We start from the raw sequence: 15987 nt of genomic DNA on the forward strand, positions 1-15987 counted from the left end.
ACCTAAGCCTTTCCGTCCTGGCGTGCCTTGAGCGGACCTCCGAGGAACGGAGCGAAGCCCGTTCCGAAGATCATGCCGATATCCGCGTGATCGGCATCGGCCACCACGCCCTCGGAGACGATAATTTCAGTTGTGTCGACAAGCGGCTGGACGAGGTCTCGCCCCAGCCCGGGCAGATTGGCGTGCGGCGGGGCCTTCGCCTTCTGCGCCTTGCCGTTCTCCCAGCGATAGAACCCCTGCCCTGTCTTGCGCCCGAGCTTGCCATCGGCGACGAGCTTGGCGAACCGGCTGCCTTCGGGCACCTCGCGCCCAAGCTCGCGCGCCACAGAAGCGCCGACATCGAGTCCGACCGTATCCATCAGTTCGATCGGTCCCATCGGCATCCCGAACGCTACCGCCGCGGCGTCGAGCTGTTCGGGGCTTTCCCCGTTCTCCACGCGCTCGACCGCGGCGAGCATATAGGGCATCAGCGCCCGGTTGACGAGGAAGCCAGGGGCGGATTTGACCACCACCGGGCTTTTGCCGATCGCGAGCACGAACGAGCAGCCGACCCGGATCGACGCCTCATCATTGAGCTTGGACTGGATGACCTCGACCAGCGGCAGCTGCGCCACCGGGTTGAAAAAATGCAGTCCGATGAGCCGCGCGGGATTCTCCAACCCTTCTGCAATCCGCTCGAGCTCGATCGAGGACGTATTCGTCGCCATGATCGCGCCGGGCTTCAGCCGCTTCTCGGCCGCCTCGAAAATCTCGCGCTTCACGTCGAGCTTTTCGACGACAGCCTCGATCAGCACATCGCAACGCGGGATGCCCTTGCCCTCGACATCCGCCTCGAGCCGGCTCATCGCCGCATCGACCGCCTGCCGGGTCTTCAAGCGCTTCTTGAAAAGCCCCTTAGCCCGGTCGAGCGCGGGCTTGATCCGGTCCATATCCATGTCCTGCAGCGTCACCGCCAAACCCCGCAGCGCGCACCAGGCGGCGATATCTCCGCCCATCACGCCCGCGCCCACCACATGGACGCGCGAAAACTGCGGCTTGGGTTTCGCCCCCTGCTTCTTGAAGGCTTCGGAAAGGAAGAAGACCCGCCGCAGGTTCTGCGCCGTGTCCGACCCCATCAACGGCACGAAAGCGTCGATCTCCGCCTCGCTCATCGCCTTGGGATTGTCGCCGTGCTTTTCGAAAAGATCGATCAGCGCGAAGGGCGCGGGATAGTGCGCCTTATTGACCTTCTTGGCCGTCTCGTCGCGCATCCTGTCGGCGACACGGCCTTTCAACGGCCCCATCGCCATTGCCCGCTTGGAGAACGGCGCCGGAGACGCCTTGCGCTTGGAAAGAATCGCCTTGCGTGCTTCCCAGCGCAGAGTGTCGGGATGCCGCACGAGCTTGTCGACGAGGTTCAACCTCTTGGCCTGGCTCGCCCGCAGGTTCCGGCCAGTCAGCATCAGTTGCATCGCATCGATCGGCCCGGCCTGCCGGATCGACCGGCCGGTTCCGCCGAACCCGGGGAAAATCCCCAGCTTGACCTCGGGAAACCCGATCTTGGTCGCCTCGGAATTGACCGCGATCCGGTAGTGGCACGCCAGCGCCAGCTCCAGCCCGCCACCGACACAGAACCCGTTGATCCCGGTTACGAACGGCACCTTGAGATCTTCGATCCGCTGAAACACCGCATGCGTACGTTTGAGCGCTTCGGGCAGAATCGCCGGATCGCTCATCTGGTCGAACTCGGAGATGTCAGCGCCCGCGACGTAGCCGCCGGGCTTGCCCGAAAGCAGCACCACCCCGGCGATGTCTCCGGCTTTGGCAAGCCCTTCGATATGGGTCACGACCTCCTCGAGTTCCGCGATCACCTCGCGGCTGAGCACATTGACCGAGCTACCCTCGACATCGAGCGTCAGCCACCCGATCCCCTCGACATCGGTTTCGAAGTGCCAATGCTTGGTCGTAGGCGGCGATTTGGAGTTGTCCGATTGCACCAAGGCACGATCCTCCATCAATTGTCCCTGTGTGGCTCGCCCGTAAGGCTGAGAAACGGCTGCCTATTGGGCAGCCGTCGTGATTTCAGTTTGATGACCGCTCTGCGGCCGCGCCAGCGCGTCGGCGTCGAAATCGTCGACGCGGATCACCCTGTCCGTAGCCTCGTCGGCGATCCGCATGATCTCGGCTTCCTCCGCGGTCAGAACGCCCTTCTCCACCGCATCGGCAATCGCGTCGCGGTCAAGCCGCCGGTCGATTTCGCCTTTCTTGAGCGCGCGGAAGAACTTCTTTTCGATCTCTGCCGCCGCCTCGACCTTGACGAGCGCGTCCTCGAGAAGCCCCGTGCGGTCGTTCGGATCGAACGAGACATAGACCCCGCGGGTCAGACGGTCCCGCAGCGCCGATTGCCCCAGCACCGACCGCGCCAGCCGGAAGTTCTCCCGGTCGCGCGAAGGCCGGGCACGCCGCCCGAACGGGAAGATCAGCACCGAAAGCGCGAACTGGAACAGCGGACTGGGGAAATTGTCGATCACCCCGCCCAGCGCCTCTTCGATCCCGGCAATCCTGTCGCGCGCAATCGCGTCGACAATCGCCACGTCCTCGGGCATGCGCCCGTCGTCCTCGAAACGCTTGAGCGCAGTAGAAAGCAGGTACAATTCGGAGAACGCATCCGCCATCCGGCCCGAGAGCATCTGCTTGCGCTTGAGGTCGCCGCCCAGGAAAATGACTGTCCAGTCCGCGGCCAAGGCAAAGCTCTGCGCATACCTGTGCAACTGCCGGTACCAGCGCTTCATTTCATGCCGCACCGGCGCGGATGCGAACCGCCCGCCCGTGACGTTGTGAAAGAAGGTCGCCGTCTTGTTGCGCAGCATGAACCCCACATGCCCGGCAAACGCCTTGTCGAACGCCTTGAGCCCGCGCCGCCGGTCGCTGTCCTGCGCCGCGCGCACCTCGGCCAGAAGATAGGGATGCGCCCGCAGCGCCCCCTGGGCGAAGGTGATGAGCGTCCGGGTGAGGATATTCGCGCCCTCCACGGTGATCGCCACCGGGATCGTCTGGTAACCGGAAAAGAGATAGTTCGACGGCCCGTCCTGCACCGCGCGCCCGCCGTGGATATCCATCGCGTCGTCCACCCGGTGCCGCATTTCGTCGGTCGTGCGGTATTTGAGCGCCGCCGAAATCACCGCCGGTTTCTGCCCGTCGTCGACCATCGCCGCGGTCATCGCCCGGCTCGCCTCGAACTGATAGGCCGACTTGACCAGCCGTGCCATCCCTTCGCCAACGCCTTCCATCATCCCGATGGAAATGCCGAACTGACGCCGGATGCGGGCATAGGCCGATGTGGTCCTGAGCGCGCCCTTGATCGAAACGGTCCCGATCGCCGGCAGCGAAATCGCGCGGCCCGTCGAAAGACATTCCATCAGCATCCGCCAGCCCTGCCCGGCATAGTCCGGTCCGCCGATGAGGAACTCCATCGGGACGAACACGTCCTTGCCCGAAGTCGGCCCGTTCATGAAGGCTGCCCGCGCCGGCAGGTGCCGCCGCCCGATCTCGACCCCCGGATAGTCCGCGGGCACGAGCGCGAGTGTGATCCCCACATCCTCGCCCTTGCCGAGGTGATTGTCCGGGTCGTGCAGGTTGAACGCCAGCCCCAGAAGCGTCGCCACCGGGGCAAGCGTGATATACCGCTTGTCCCACGAGAGCCGCACGCCGAGCACTTCCTTGCCCTCATAGGTGCCGTAGCAGACCACCCCGACATCCCGCATTCCCGCGGCATCGGAACCCGCATGCGGGCCGGTCAGCGCAAAGCAGGGAAGTTCTTCCCCGCGCGCCAGCCGCCCGAGATACTTCTCCTGCTGCGCCGGCGTGCCGTATTTCTCCAGAAGCTCGCCCGGCCCCAGCGAGTTGGGCACCATGACGGTGATGCCCGCCGCAATCGAGCGCGAGGCGATCTTGGAAACAATCTGGCTCTGCGCCTGCGCGGAGAACCCGAGCCCGCCATGCTCCTTGCCGATGAGCATGCCGAGGAACCCCTTTTCCTTGAGGAACTGCCAGACCTCGGGCGGCATATCCATACGATAGTGGCGCGTGTCCCAGTCGTCGATCATCGCGCAGACCTCTTCGCACGGCCCGTCGATAAAGGCCTGCTCCTCTTCGGTCAAAACCGGCTTGCGGATTTCGAGAAGCTTGTCCCAGTTCGGACGGCCCGAGAAAATCTCCGCGTCCCAACCGATGGTCCCCGCGTCGAGCGCTTCCTGCTCGGTGCGCGAAATGCGCGGCAGGATCTTCTTCACCATGCCATATGCCGGTCCGGTCAGAACCAACTGCCGTACGGGCGGCACCGCCAGAAGTGCGAGGACGGCCGCCGGCAGGAGCGCAAACACCCAGCCCACCACATTGGTCGAAAGCGCCAGCCCCGCTTCGGGGCGCAGCATCGCCAGAACGCCGATCGCCAGCGCGGCGCCAGCCCACTGCCAGAGCGCAGCCTGCCGGATCGCAAGGATGAAGAACAGGGCAATGCCCAGCACGACAAGAACCCAAGCCATGGGCCGTCCTCCTCGAAATTGTGAACCGGCGCGCTCCGTCCCGCGCCGGATCTTCGATCCTAGAATATACACATGGACGTTAACGTCAACCTATTACCCTTTACGATATCCAAGGCTAAAGGCGCATGGGGTGAACTCTCCGCCGACAAACGCGTTGGCAACCCGAAGTGTTGCACGTTGCCGCGTCCACACAAACACGGCCCCGAAACGACCCAGGGGACATCTTCTCCCGAAACGGTCAATAAATTGACGCTAACGTCACACTATGCCAAAATCGCCGGAAATCGAGGCGGCCAATGCGCCCGGAGGAGGAAGACATGAACGAAGCAGCGATCCGTAGTCGCGCCCGACCCTGGGAGAAATCCTATCCCGAGGACATCGAATGGGATGTGGAGATCGCAACCAGGCCCGTCCACGAGCAATTGCGGGCTTCCTGCGCCAGGATGGGCGATGCGACCGCGCTGGATTTCATGGGGGCAACGACAAGCTTTTCCTCGCTCTGGCGGCAAATCGAGGCGTTTGCCGGCGCGCTGCAGAGCGAACTCGGCATCAAAAAGGGCGATCGCGTTGCGCTCCTGATGCCCAACTGCCCCAACTACGTCATTTCCTATTACGCTGTGCTTTTGGTGGGCGGGACCGTCGTCAATTGCAACCCGCTTTACTCCTCCGCCGAGATCGGCCACATCGTTGCCAACGCCGGCGCCGAGATCATGATCACGCTCGATCTCGAACTCACGTTCTCCAGCGCAAAGAAGATGGTCGAGGCGGGCCACGTGAAAAAGCTCGTCGTCGCCCACTTCCCCGATGCACTGCCCGGGCTCAAGCGAATTCTGTTCTCGCTGTTCAAGCGCGGCGATCTCGCTGCACCCGGAAAATCCGCGATCGCCGACAGCGTTATCGGCTTCGCGGACCTTATCGCGCTCGGCCGTAAGCCCGACCCCGCCACCATCGACCCCCACAAGGATGTCGCGGTGCAGCAATATACCGGCGGTACGACGGGCATCCCCAAGGGCGCCATGCTCAGCCACGCCAATGTCGCGGCCAATATGGACCAGATCGACAAATGGGGCTGCGGGCTTTTCTACGCGCCCACGAAGGTGGTCGCCATCCTGCCGTTCTTCCACATCTTCGCAATGACCGTGTGCATGAACGTTCCGCTCTGCTCGGGCGCCCAGGTCGTGATGCTCCCGCGTTTCGACCTCAAGAACTTCATCGCGCTCATGAAACGCACGCAGCCCAATGTCCTCCCCGCCGTGCCGACGCTTCTGCACGCCCTCGCGGTCAAGCCGCAGGCGACCAGACAGATCCTCGCCCCGCTCGAGGTGGCGATTTCCGGCGGCGCCGCGCTCGACAGCGCAACCCGCGACGCCTTTGCCGAAAAGTCTGACGCCATCCTCGCGGAAGGCTACGGCCTGACCGAAGCCTCTCCCGTGGTCTCGTGCGCCGCCCTGCGCGTCCCCTCCAAGCGCGGTTCGATTGGCTTGCCCCTGCCCGCGACCGACCTGCAGTTCCGCGACCTCGACGACCCCGAAAAGGTCCTCCCCTATGGCGAGCGCGGCGAACTCTGCGTCAAGGGTCCCCAGGTGATGCTGGGTTACTACGGCGACGAGGACGCCACCCGCGCCGTCATGACCTCCGACGGCTTCCTGCGCACCGCCGACGTCGGTTACCTCGACGAGGACGGCTACATCTTCCTCGTCGACCGCATCAAGGACCTGATCCTGTGTTCGGGCTTCAACGTCTATCCGCGCGCCATCGAGGACGCCATCTACACCCACGAAGCCGTCGACGAGACCTCGGTGATCGGGGTGAAGGACGACTACCGCGGCGAGGCGCCGGTCGCCTACGTCAAACTCAAGGAGGGCGCCACGCTGGACGAACAAACCCTGATGACGTACCTGAAGGACCGTTTGTCGAAGATCGAGATGCCGCGCGAGATCATCTTCCGGGACGAACTCCCCAAGACGATGATCGGCAAGCTCTCGAAGAACGACCTGCGTGCCGACTATGACAAGCACGGACAGTAAGGGGACCGAAACGATGACACGCGTGGACGCTGAAAAGCGGGATCTGTTCGCTATTGCCGATCTCGCCAAGGAATTCTCGATTTCCACGCGCACGATCCGGTTCTACGAATCCAAGGGCCTGCTGCGGCCCGAACGCGTCGGCGGAACGCGCGTTTTCCGCCGCCGCGACCGCGCGCGCCTGATTCTCATCCTGCGCGGCAAGCGCCTGGGCTTTTCCCTGCGCGACATCTCGGAATATCTGAGCCTTTACGACGTCGACGAAACGCGTACCGCCCAGGTCCAGCTGCTCGTTGAAAAAGTCGACGAGCGTCTCGCATCGCTCCATCAGCAGCGCACCGACCTCGATACGACCATCGCCGAGCTCACCGAAATCCGCCAGCTCGCCGATGAACGACTCAAGGCAAAGGAATAGGGCGGAAAGGGGTTAGGCTCGCTTGCGCGGCTGCCAGTCGGGCCGCGTGGTCAGCCACTCGGAAAACGCCGTGTCGGTCATCGGCCGCGCATAAAAATAGCCCTGATGCACGGTACATCCCGCCGCTTCGAGGAACATCCGCTGCGCGTCGGTTTCCACGCCCTCGGCCACGACCGACATCCCCAGGCTCTGCCCGATCCGGACCACGGCCGTCACCACCGCCTGCGCGTTGGCGTCATTGTCCAGCCGGTCCATGAAGCCCCTGTCGATCTTGAGCTCGTCGACCGGCAGCCGGGCCAGAAGCGAGAGACTCGAATACCCGGTGCCGAAATCGTCCATCGCGAGATGGACGCCCATGTTCGTCAGGCGTTCGGTGTTCGTCACCACCCTCGGGGTTCGGTCGAGCATCAGTCCCTCGGTGATTTCGAGCGTCAAATCCGCCGGCGCGAGCCCGAATTCGGCGAGACACGCCTCAACCTGACAACAGAATTCGGGATTGCGGAACTGCAGCGGCGAGATGTTGACCGAAACCATGGGGATATCGAAACCGTCAGCGCGCCAGCGCGCCAATTGCCCACACGCCGTTCTCAGCGCCCACTGTCCCAGGGAATCGATCACGCCGATCTCTTCGGCGATCGAGACGAACCGGTCGGGCGGGACATCGCCGTGCACCCGGTCGCGCCAGCGCGCCAGCGCTTCGACGCCGTAAAGCCGCGTTCCCGATGCGTCGAACTGCGGCTGGTAGGCCATGTGCAACCGGTCGTCGGCCAGGGCGGCCCGCAACGCATTGCCCAGCACAAGCCTGTCCTGCGTCATCGCGTTCATCGCGGGGGAAAAGAACTGATAGGTCGCCCGCCCGGCCGCCTTGGCCTCGCGCATCGCGGTGTCCCAGCTCTTTTGCAGCGTATCCACGTCCGCCCCATCGTCGGGATAGAAGGCGATCCCGACGCTCGACGACAGCGCGATGGCCTGCCCGGCGATCGAAACCGGCTTCAACAGGCTGTCGATGATGTCCCGCGCGGCCCGGGCGGCGCTGTCGGCATTGGCGTTGTTGAGCGCGAGAACGAAGGTGTCGCCATCGAGCCGGCACACCATATCCGCATTGCCGGCAAGCGCCAGCAGCCGTTCGCCGACTTCCGAAAGCACGGTATCGCCGGCCTCGTGCCCGAAATTGTCGTTGATATCCTTGAACCGGTCGATATCGACGCAAAGGAAAGCGAACCTGTGCTGGCCCAGCGGATCCGCCGCGATCGACCGGGCGATCCGCTCGCGCATCAATTGCCGGTTCGGCAACCCCGTCAGCGCGTCGTAATAGGAGAGCCGGTTGATCCGTGCCCGCGCCTCATGCCGCTCGATCGCCATGCTGCACAGGTGCACGCAGGTGTCGACGATCTCCCTATGCCATTCCGATGGCGCCTGCTTCTCGGCGAAATAGAAGGCGAACGTACCCGCTACCCGGCCGTCGCGCAAAACCATGGGCGACGACCAGCACGCCTTGTACCCCAGGGGCAGGAATGCGGCCTTGTAATCGGCCCAGAGCGGATCGGTTTCGATGTCGGTGGTTGTGACCGGTTCGCCACGCCACGCCGCCGTGCCACACGCGCCCACGCGCGGACCGATCGGAACGCCGTTGATGATCTCGCCCATATGTGCCGGCATGCTTGGCGCCGCAAGCAGCCGCAGCCGCTCCTGGTCGACCGCGAGCACGGAGCACGTGACATCCGGCGCAATCGCCTCGACCCTGGAGCACAGCAGCGTCATCAGCGCATCGAGCGGCATATCCCGCGCCATGGCCTCCAGCACCGATCGCTGCAGGTGCTGCAGCCGCGTGCTCCCGGTCGTGTCCGTGAGCATCGCCATGAGATACCGGAACGTGCCGTCCTCATCGTAAATTGCGTCGATTTTGGCCGACACCCAAACCGTCGCACCCGATTTGGTGTGCAGCAGAAAATCGTCCGAAAAAGAAGACGTGCCGCGCCCGGCGCGCTCGTGCAGCCGCGCATCGGTCTTGGGGCCTGCCAGAAGCACCCAGGGATTGGTATTTTTCACATCGTCGATGGAATAGCCGAACAGTCGCGTGAAGGCCGGGTTCACAAAACGCGCGCGCCGCCGCACGTCCGAAACCAGGATGGCGCGATCGGTACGCAGCATCGCGATTTCGAGAAACTCCGCCACCTCGGCCCGGCTCTTGCCGCCGAAATCCCGTGCTGGGGTTTTGCGCATTCGTCCGGTTCCCGGTCGTTCCACTCGCAAGTCGGCATGACGGACTTGCCTCCATGCCAGTCTTGCAAGGCGACACTTAAGGGAGTCCTGACGCTGACGCGCCGGAACGGAAAAGACTGTTCTTGCGGTTAACGCGGGCTTGCCCACATCGCCTATATTTCGAACTTAATCCCTTGGGCCAAAGGCAGTTCGGAGGAGTAATTCACGGTATTGGTCTGACGCCGCATATACGCCTTCCACGCGTCCGACCCGCTCTCGCGCCCGCCGCCGGTCTCCTTTTCCCCGCCGAACGCGCCGCCGATCTCGGCCCCCGAGGGGCCGATATTGACGTTGGCGATCCCGCAATCGGACCCGACCGCTGACAGGAACGTCTCGGTCTCCCGGACGTCCGTGGAAAAGATGCAACTCGAAAGCCCCTGCGGTACGCCGTTCTGCAGCGCAATCGCCTCCTCGAGCGTCTTGTATCGCATCACATAAAGAATCGGAGCGAACGTCTCGGTTTTGACGATCTCGGTCTGCCCCGGCATCTCGACGATCGCCGGATGCACATAGACCCCACCGGAAACCCTCTCGGCCCGATCTCCGCCGGTCACAGTCCCGCCCTGCGCCCTGGCCTCGGCGAGCGCCTTTTCCATAGTCTCGAACGAGCGCGCGTCGATCAGCGGCCCGACGAGCACTCCATCTTCGAGCGGATCGCCGATCGGCAGCCCTTCATAAACCGCCTTGAGACGCGCAACGAGCGCATCGGCCACATCCTCATGCACGATCAGCCGCCGCAGGCTCGTACAGCGTTGCCCGCATGTGCCGACCGCCGAAAAGACGATGGCCCGCGCGGCGTTTTCGAGATCCGCCGACGGGGCAACGATCATGGCGTTGTTGCCGCCCAGTTCGAGGATCGCCTTGCCGAACCGCTCGGCGACCTTGGGACCGACCGCCCGCCCCATCCGCGTCGACCCTGTCGCCGAGATCAGCGGCACGTCCCTGGAGCCCGTCAGCGCTTCCCCGACTTCCGCGCCTCCGATCGCGACCTGCAACAGCCCCTCGGGCGCATCGCTCCCGAACCGCTTGAGCGCCTTTTTGAAAATCTTTTCGACCGCCAGGGCCGTCAACGGCGTTTTTTCCGATGGCTTCCAGATCGTGGTATTGCCGCAAACAGTGGCCAGCGCGAAATTCCAGGCAAACACGGCCACAGGGAAATTGAACGCCGAAATCACCCCGGTGACCCCGAGCGGATGCCAGCTCTCGCGCATGGCATGCCCGGGCCGCTCGGACGCGATCGTCAGTCCGTAAAGCTGCCGCGACTGCCCGACGGCAAGATCGCAGATATCGATCATCTCCTGAACTTCCCCGAGCCCCTCCTGCAGGATTTTCCCGCATTCGAGCGTCACCAGCGCCCCGAGCGCATCCTTGGCCGCCCGCAATTCCTCCCCGAAAAGCCGGACCAGTTCCCCACGCCGCGGCCCCGGCACCCGCCGCCAATCCTCGAACGCCGTCTTGGCCCTTTGGATCATTGCCTCGACATCGGCGCCCGAATGCACCCTCACGTCACCGAGATGCCCCCCGTCGATCGGCGAGACGACCTCCAGCGCTCCGCCTTTCAGTTCGGCGTCTCCGAGACCGTTCGCTTTGAGAATATCCGCATGCGCCATGATGATGTTTCCTCGCATTGATCATCCCACCGCTTCATCGCGGCGTGTTGTCTCCCGAGACTATGCGAGCGCAGACGTATGGCCAAACGGTGGTTTCGCGTTGGGAGTTTGCAGGGGTACGGCAGAAAAACCCGCCGCCGCGGCCCCCCCAACGCGACGCGCAGGAGCAGGTTTCAGATGACCGCCCGGCAACCCGTCAACAACGCCTTACCGGATTACGCAATAAATTCATAAAGTTGCGGTTGACGTCGGCGCCCCTCCAACTAACATGTCACTCATTGATATAAAAATTTGAGTAATGACATGGTGACGTATCCCTTTTCGATGAAGACACGGCGGCTTCGCTCGATTTTTCCGGTTGCCGCGAGCCTTACAGTGCTCACGATGCTGATGGCGCCGGCGCAGGGGGCGACCTTCAACGTCTCGAATCAGGCGGAACTGTTCGATGCCATCGAACTGGCGCAAGCGAGTGGTGATCCAAGCTCGACGATCAACCTGACCAGCAGTTTCACCGTCACCGGCACGGTGCCGGACGTTGCCGGAAAAGACATTGCCGTCGTTACAGGCGGCAATACGCTTACGCTCACCACACCCGCGTTCAACGTCGATGGCGGTGCATCCCTGACGCTGAGCGGCAACGTTGTGGCAGACGGCTCAGCCGTAAGCAAAGCCGGCGCCGGGCAATTGCTGCTCAATGGCTCGAGGCTGCACCTGGGTGAAGGGACCACACAGATCACGGGTGGCGATGTCGAATTCGGTACGTCGGTTGGCGGCACCGTCTTCCAAATGGCTATCGCAGACGGCGACAACACGACAGCCAGCCTTGTCGTGTCGGGCACGGATACGCGATTGGCCGCGACAGGGTCCGATGGACTCAAACTGGGCGGCGGCCAGAATTCTGTAGCAACATTGACGGTGGGTGACGGCGCGCGGTTTGAAAGCGATCAAGGCTTTACCGTCTCCGGCTATTCAACCACCACGGTCAACTTGAACGTTTCGGGTAGCGGCTCGGCCATTGACGGCTCCGGTCTTCTTGCGAGAGCGGGAACAGTGAACGTTGCGATCGAGGATGGCGCGCAGTGGCTTGCCGGCGCCAGCAATTTGTACCTGGGCGGCATACCGTTCGGATCGGTCGGCAGGGGACTGGATGGGGCACAGGTCTTCGCCACCGTGTCGGGCACAGACACCGAATGGCGGACCACCGGTAGATTGTTCATGATGAACGGGTCGCTGGACATTCTGGACGGCGCATCCGTTTCCGCCGGGGACGTTCAGATTGCGAGCGGTCGCGGAACGCTCAATGCGGACGTCACCGTCTCGGGTTCGGGCTCGACATTCTCGGGCACGACAATGGATATCGGCGCCGGTAGCGCCACCGGCGCGGGCAGCCTGACGATTGCCGACGGTGGCGAGGTTTCGGTTGGCGGCGGCGCCGCCGCACTGGACATTGGCAGCCGCGGCACACTCAATTTCGGCGGCGCGGACATCGCGGCGGGGGCCGGCACCCTGGACGCCTCAGGCATCACGCTCGATGCCGACGGCGTTGTCAATTTCAACCACACCGATACCGACTACGCGTTTGACGTCGGCGTCACCGGCGACGGGACGCTCAATCACCTCGCCGGTCATACCATCATGACCGACGACCAGACTGGCTTCACGGGCACGGCCAACGTCTCGGGGGGCACGCTTTCCGTCAATGGAACGCTCGGCGGCGTCCTCAACGTCCTCACCGAAGGGCGCCTGCAAGGCTCCGGCGTCGTGGGCGTTACCGAAAACGCCGGCATCATCGCGCCGGGCAATTCCATCGGCACGTTGACCGTTGCCGGCGACTATACGGGCAGTGGTGGCCTGCTCGAGATCGAATCGGTGCTCGGCGACGACAGCTCAGCCACCGACCTGCTCCACGTCACCGGAAACACCTCGGGGTCCACGAACGTCGAGGTCATCAATCTGGGCGGGTCCGGTGCGCTGACAAACGAAGGCATCCGGATCGTGCAGGTAGACGGCACGTCCGACGGTGCGTTCGGCCTGCTCGGCGACTATGAATTCGAGGGCGACCAGGCTGTGGTCGGCGGCGCTTATGCCTATCGGCTCTATCAGGGCAGCATCAGCGACCCGGCGGACGGGGACTGGTATCTGCGCTCGGCGCTGCTTCCCCCCGATCCCGCCGACCCCGAGCCGTCCGAACCCCTCTACCAGCCCGGCGTCCCCGTTTATCAGGCTTATGCGGGCGCGTTAGGCGCGTTCACGGAACTCGACACGCTCCAGCAGCGCAAAGGCAATCGCCACTGGTCCGAAGCCGATCCCCAGGAGGACACTGGCCTCTGGGTACAGATGCAAGCCGGCAGGCACAGTCTCTCCCCCGAGACCACTGCGGTTGATGTAGCATACGACGCCAGCGTGTGGGGCCTGCGCGCGGGCCTCGACGCACCGGTGGGCAGTTTCGACGACGGCGAGTTGATCGTTGAAGCCAGCCTTGAATATGGACGGCTTGTGAGCGCCGTGACATCGCGTTTCGGTGACGGCACCATCAGCAGCGGCGGCCTTTCCCTGGGCGGCGCGCTGACCTGGTACGGCGACAACGGGTTCTACCTCGACGGACAGGGACAGGTCACCTGGTCGAGCAGCGACCTCACCTCGACGACTGCCGCACGCGAACTCGTTGGCAGCAACAACGGGTTCGGCTATGCGGTCGGGCTCGAGTTGGGCCACCGCATCGACCTTGACGAGGAATGGTCAATCACGCCTCAGGCGCAACTGACCTACACGTCGGTTTCCTTCGACGAATTCACCGACACCTTCGGCGCACCTGTCTCGCTCGAAAATAGCCATGATCTTGTCGGCCGCGTCGGCCTGTCCGTCGATCACCAGCGTGAATGGGAGAATGAAGAGGGAACCACCGACCGCTCGCACGTTTACGGTATTGCCAACCTCTACGTGCCGATCCGCTCGAATGCCACTGTCGATGTCGCCGGCGTCGACTTCGGGGCATCAGAGAGCGACGCGTGGGGCGGCATCGGCTTGGGCGGAACGCTCAATTTCGACGACGACAGAACCGCCCTCCACGGGGAAATCACCGCGCGGACCAATCTTGAACAATTCGGCACGGATTACGCTCTCACCGGTTCGGTCGGGCTCCGCGTCAAATTCTAAAAGAACATAGTCCAGGGCGCACCCCGCGGCCGCGCCTGGGCAACACCATTGCGCCCCCGTTTCGATTCGGTCGAAGCGGGGGCCGACGTTTTCGGTACGTGCAAACAGCCGTCCGACGACTGCGGCGCACCGCGCCAAGCCCTGTCGATTTATGGAATGGATGGTGGGTGTGACTGGGATTGAACCAGTGACCCCTGCCGTGTGAAGGCAGTGCTCTCCCGCTGAGCTACACACCCGCCTGCCGCACCCGATACGGGGAATATGAAGGTGCGGTGGTGGTTGGAAAAGGAATGGTGGGCGTGACTGGGATTGAACCAGTGACCCCTACGATGTCAACGTAGTGCTCTCCCGCTGAGCTACACGCCCGTTCCTTTGAACGCTGGCCCCTTGGGCCCGCGCGGTGATGCGGGATAGACCACAAAACGCGCGTCCCGGTCAAGCCTCAAAAAGCGAAAATGACCCTTCGGTAACAGCGTCCCCGGCTAAGCCGCGAGCAGCCGCTCGACTTCCCCCACGAGGTCGCGCAGATGGAAGGGTTTCGAGAGCACCGACGCCCCCTTGGGCGCCTCGCTGTCGGGGTTGAGCGCGACCGCCGCAAACCCCGTGATGAACATCACCTTGAGGTCCGGATCGAGCTCCGTCGCGCGCCGGGCCAGTTCGATCCCGTCCATTTCCGGCATCACGATGTCCGACAGCAACAAAGTGAACGGCTCCTCGCGCAACCGCTCATAGGCCGATTTCCCGTTGTCGAAGGCGACCACATCATAGCCCGCATTTTTAAGCGCGCGGGTGAGAAACCGCCGCATGTCGGAGTCGTCTTCGGCCAAGAGGATCCGGTGCATCGTCATCGCGTGAGCTTCCTTCGGGGACGTTCGCCCTGCTGATTCGCATGTTGGCCGGAACCTATAGCCAAGACAATATCGGGCGCATAGGGATTCACTGTTCGCTTGGTTACCCCGTGTGGTTACCGCCCCCGCGTAGCGGTGGACAATTCCCCGGCCAACGGGCAAACTTGCCGGCGAGGGGCCAGGCACGGATTCGAGAAAGAAAAGGGGTAGGCGTGCGCAGCGATTATCACGATAGGCCGGCTTTCGAAACCATCCGGCCCCGCCGCCAGATCGCGCCGCTCGTTCTCAACTCCTCCCATTCGGGCCGCGATTATCCGGATCGTTTCCTCGCGCTCTCAAAGCTCGACGAAACCACCATCCGCCAGTCCGAAGACGCCTATGTCGACGAGCTCTTTTCCCGCGCGCCGCATATGGGCATCCCCATGCTTAGGGCGCATTTCCCCCGCGCCTATCTCGACATCAACCGCGAGCCCTACGAGCTCGACCCGCGCATGTTCCGCGACAAGCTGCCCGAGCATTTCAACACAACCTCCCCGCGCATCGCCGCCGGGCTGGGCACCATCGCCCGCATCGTCTCGGAAAACCGCCCCATCTACCGCGAACTTCTGACCCTCGAAGACGCCGCCATGCGCATCGAGGGCATCTATCGACCCTACCACAAGACCCTCCAGGCGCTCCTGACCGAAACCGTCAACCGCTTCGGCATCGCGGTCCTGATCGACTGCCACTCCATGCCGCGCCTGCACCGTGGCAACGATCGCACCGCCCCCGACATCGTTCTGGGCGACCGCTACGGCACGACCTGCGCGCCCGCCATCATGGATCTCGTGGAAACCGTCTTTTCGAGTGCCGGGCTCAAGGTGGCCCGCAACCGCCCCTATGCCGGCGGCCACACCACCCGCACCTATGGCCGTCCGCAATACGGCATGCATTGCCTGCAGATCGAGATCAGCCGCCATCTCTACATGCACGAATTGACCCTCGTGCGCCATTCGGGCTTCTCGCCCATGCAGAAGCTCGCCACCAGCCTCGTATCGGCGCTGGCCGGCTTCGACTACATGTCCATCGCCCGCACGCAGGCCGCGGCGGAATAAGCATCGAATTCTGGGGAAGAGAAAAGAGTGGGCCGCTCGGAGCGGCCCCAGTCAA

9 protein-coding genes and 2 tRNA genes are annotated in these 15987 nt (G+C 63.5%); 4 read left to right on the forward strand and 7 right to left on the reverse strand.

Annotation, left to right across the window (positions count from 1 at the left end; all coding sequences use genetic code 11):
• Positions 1-2: 2 nt before the first annotated feature.
• Both LSG43_RS11480 and LSG43_RS11485 read right to left on the reverse strand, forming a co-directional pair.
• Positions 3-1994, reverse strand: a complete 1992-nt coding sequence (locus LSG43_RS11480; protein WP_231804213.1) for a 3-hydroxyacyl-CoA dehydrogenase NAD-binding domain-containing protein — start codon at positions 1992-1994, stop codon at positions 3-5.
• Positions 1995-2039: 45 nt separating this feature from the next.
• The gene (locus LSG43_RS11485; RefSeq protein WP_231804215.1) at positions 2040-4523 is read right to left on the reverse strand and encodes an acyl-CoA dehydrogenase; all 2484 of its coding nucleotides are present in this window, start codon (positions 4521-4523) and stop codon (positions 2040-2042) included.
• Between the two features lie 317 nt (positions 4524-4840).
• Here LSG43_RS11485 and LSG43_RS11490 point away from each other — a divergent pair, with 317 nt between their 5' ends.
• Both LSG43_RS11490 and LSG43_RS11495 read left to right on the forward strand, forming a co-directional pair.
• Entirely contained in the window at positions 4841-6550 is a 1710-nt protein-coding gene (locus tag LSG43_RS11490; RefSeq protein WP_231804217.1) for a long-chain-fatty-acid--CoA ligase, read from the forward strand.
• Positions 6551-6563: 13 nt separating this feature from the next.
• Positions 6564-6962: a MerR family transcriptional regulator gene (locus tag LSG43_RS11495; protein WP_231804219.1), complete on the forward strand. Its 399-nt coding sequence runs from the start codon at positions 6564-6566 to the stop codon at positions 6960-6962.
• 12 nt (positions 6963-6974) lie between these two features.
• On the opposite strand, the gene LSG43_RS11500 is transcribed toward LSG43_RS11495, so the two are convergent.
• Together LSG43_RS11500 and amaB are read right to left on the reverse strand one after the other, a co-directional pair.
• A complete protein-coding gene (locus LSG43_RS11500; RefSeq protein WP_231804221.1) occupies positions 6975-9185 on the reverse strand; it encodes an EAL domain-containing protein in 2211 nt (736 codons plus the stop codon).
• A gap of 152 nt (positions 9186-9337) precedes the next feature.
• Positions 9338-10834 carry an L-piperidine-6-carboxylate dehydrogenase gene (gene amaB, locus LSG43_RS11505; protein ID WP_231804223.1) on the reverse strand — a complete coding sequence of 499 codons (1497 nt, stop codon included), beginning with the start codon at positions 10832-10834 and terminating at the stop codon, positions 9338-9340.
• 303 nt (positions 10835-11137) lie between these two features.
• On the opposite strand from amaB, the gene LSG43_RS11510 reads away from it, so the two are divergent.
• On the forward strand, positions 11138-13990 hold the full coding sequence (locus LSG43_RS11510) for an autotransporter family protein (protein ID WP_231804225.1): 2853 nt from the start codon (positions 11138-11140) through the stop codon (positions 13988-13990).
• A gap of 161 nt (positions 13991-14151) precedes the next feature.
• Here LSG43_RS11510 and LSG43_RS11515 read toward each other — a convergent pair.
• The 3 genes from LSG43_RS11515 to cpdR form a co-directional block, all read right to left on the reverse strand.
• Positions 14152-14226 (reverse strand) — tRNA-Val (locus tag LSG43_RS11515).
• A 55-nt stretch (positions 14227-14281) separates the two neighbouring features.
• Positions 14282-14356: transfer RNA gene (locus LSG43_RS11520), tRNA-Val, on the reverse strand.
• A gap of 116 nt (positions 14357-14472) precedes the next feature.
• Positions 14473-14832: a cell cycle two-component system response regulator CpdR gene (gene cpdR / locus LSG43_RS11525; RefSeq protein ID WP_304622653.1), complete on the reverse strand. Its 360-nt coding sequence runs from the start codon at positions 14830-14832 to the stop codon at positions 14473-14475.
• A gap of 218 nt (positions 14833-15050) precedes the next feature.
• On the opposite strand from cpdR, the gene LSG43_RS11530 reads away from it, so the two are divergent.
• Complete coding sequence (locus LSG43_RS11530; RefSeq protein ID WP_231804229.1) at positions 15051-15932, forward strand: N-formylglutamate amidohydrolase; 882 nt, start codon at positions 15051-15053, stop codon at positions 15930-15932.
• Positions 15933-15987: the final 55 nt, after the last annotated feature.

The sequence above is a fragment of the Pelagibacterium xiamenense genome (assembly GCF_021166475.1).
Classification (GTDB): Bacteria; Pseudomonadota; Alphaproteobacteria; order Rhizobiales; family Devosiaceae; genus Pelagibacterium; species Pelagibacterium xiamenense.

Coding starts and splice junctions, on each gene's coding strand:
- amaB (WP_231804223.1), bottom strand. CDS start 10,834: ATGGCGCATGCGGATATTCTCAAAGCGAACGGTCTCGGAGACGCCGAA.
- LSG43_RS11490 (WP_231804217.1), top strand. CDS start 4,841: ATGAACGAAGCAGCGATCCGTAGTCGCGCCCGACCCTGGGAGAAATCC.
- LSG43_RS11495 (WP_231804219.1), top strand. CDS start 6,564: ATGACACGCGTGGACGCTGAAAAGCGGGATCTGTTCGCTATTGCCGAT.
- LSG43_RS11500 (WP_231804221.1), bottom strand. CDS start 9,185: ATGCGCAAAACCCCAGCACGGGATTTCGGCGGCAAGAGCCGGGCCGAG.
- LSG43_RS11510 (WP_231804225.1), top strand. CDS start 11,138: ATGGTGACGTATCCCTTTTCGATGAAGACACGGCGGCTTCGCTCGATT.
- LSG43_RS11485 (WP_231804215.1), bottom strand. CDS start 4,523: ATGGCTTGGGTTCTTGTCGTGCTGGGCATTGCCCTGTTCTTCATCCTT.
- LSG43_RS11480 (WP_231804213.1), bottom strand. CDS start 1,994: ATGGAGGATCGTGCCTTGGTGCAATCGGACAACTCCAAATCGCCGCCT.
- cpdR (WP_304622653.1), bottom strand. CDS start 14,832: ATGCACCGGATCCTCTTGGCCGAAGACGACTCCGACATGCGGCGGTTT.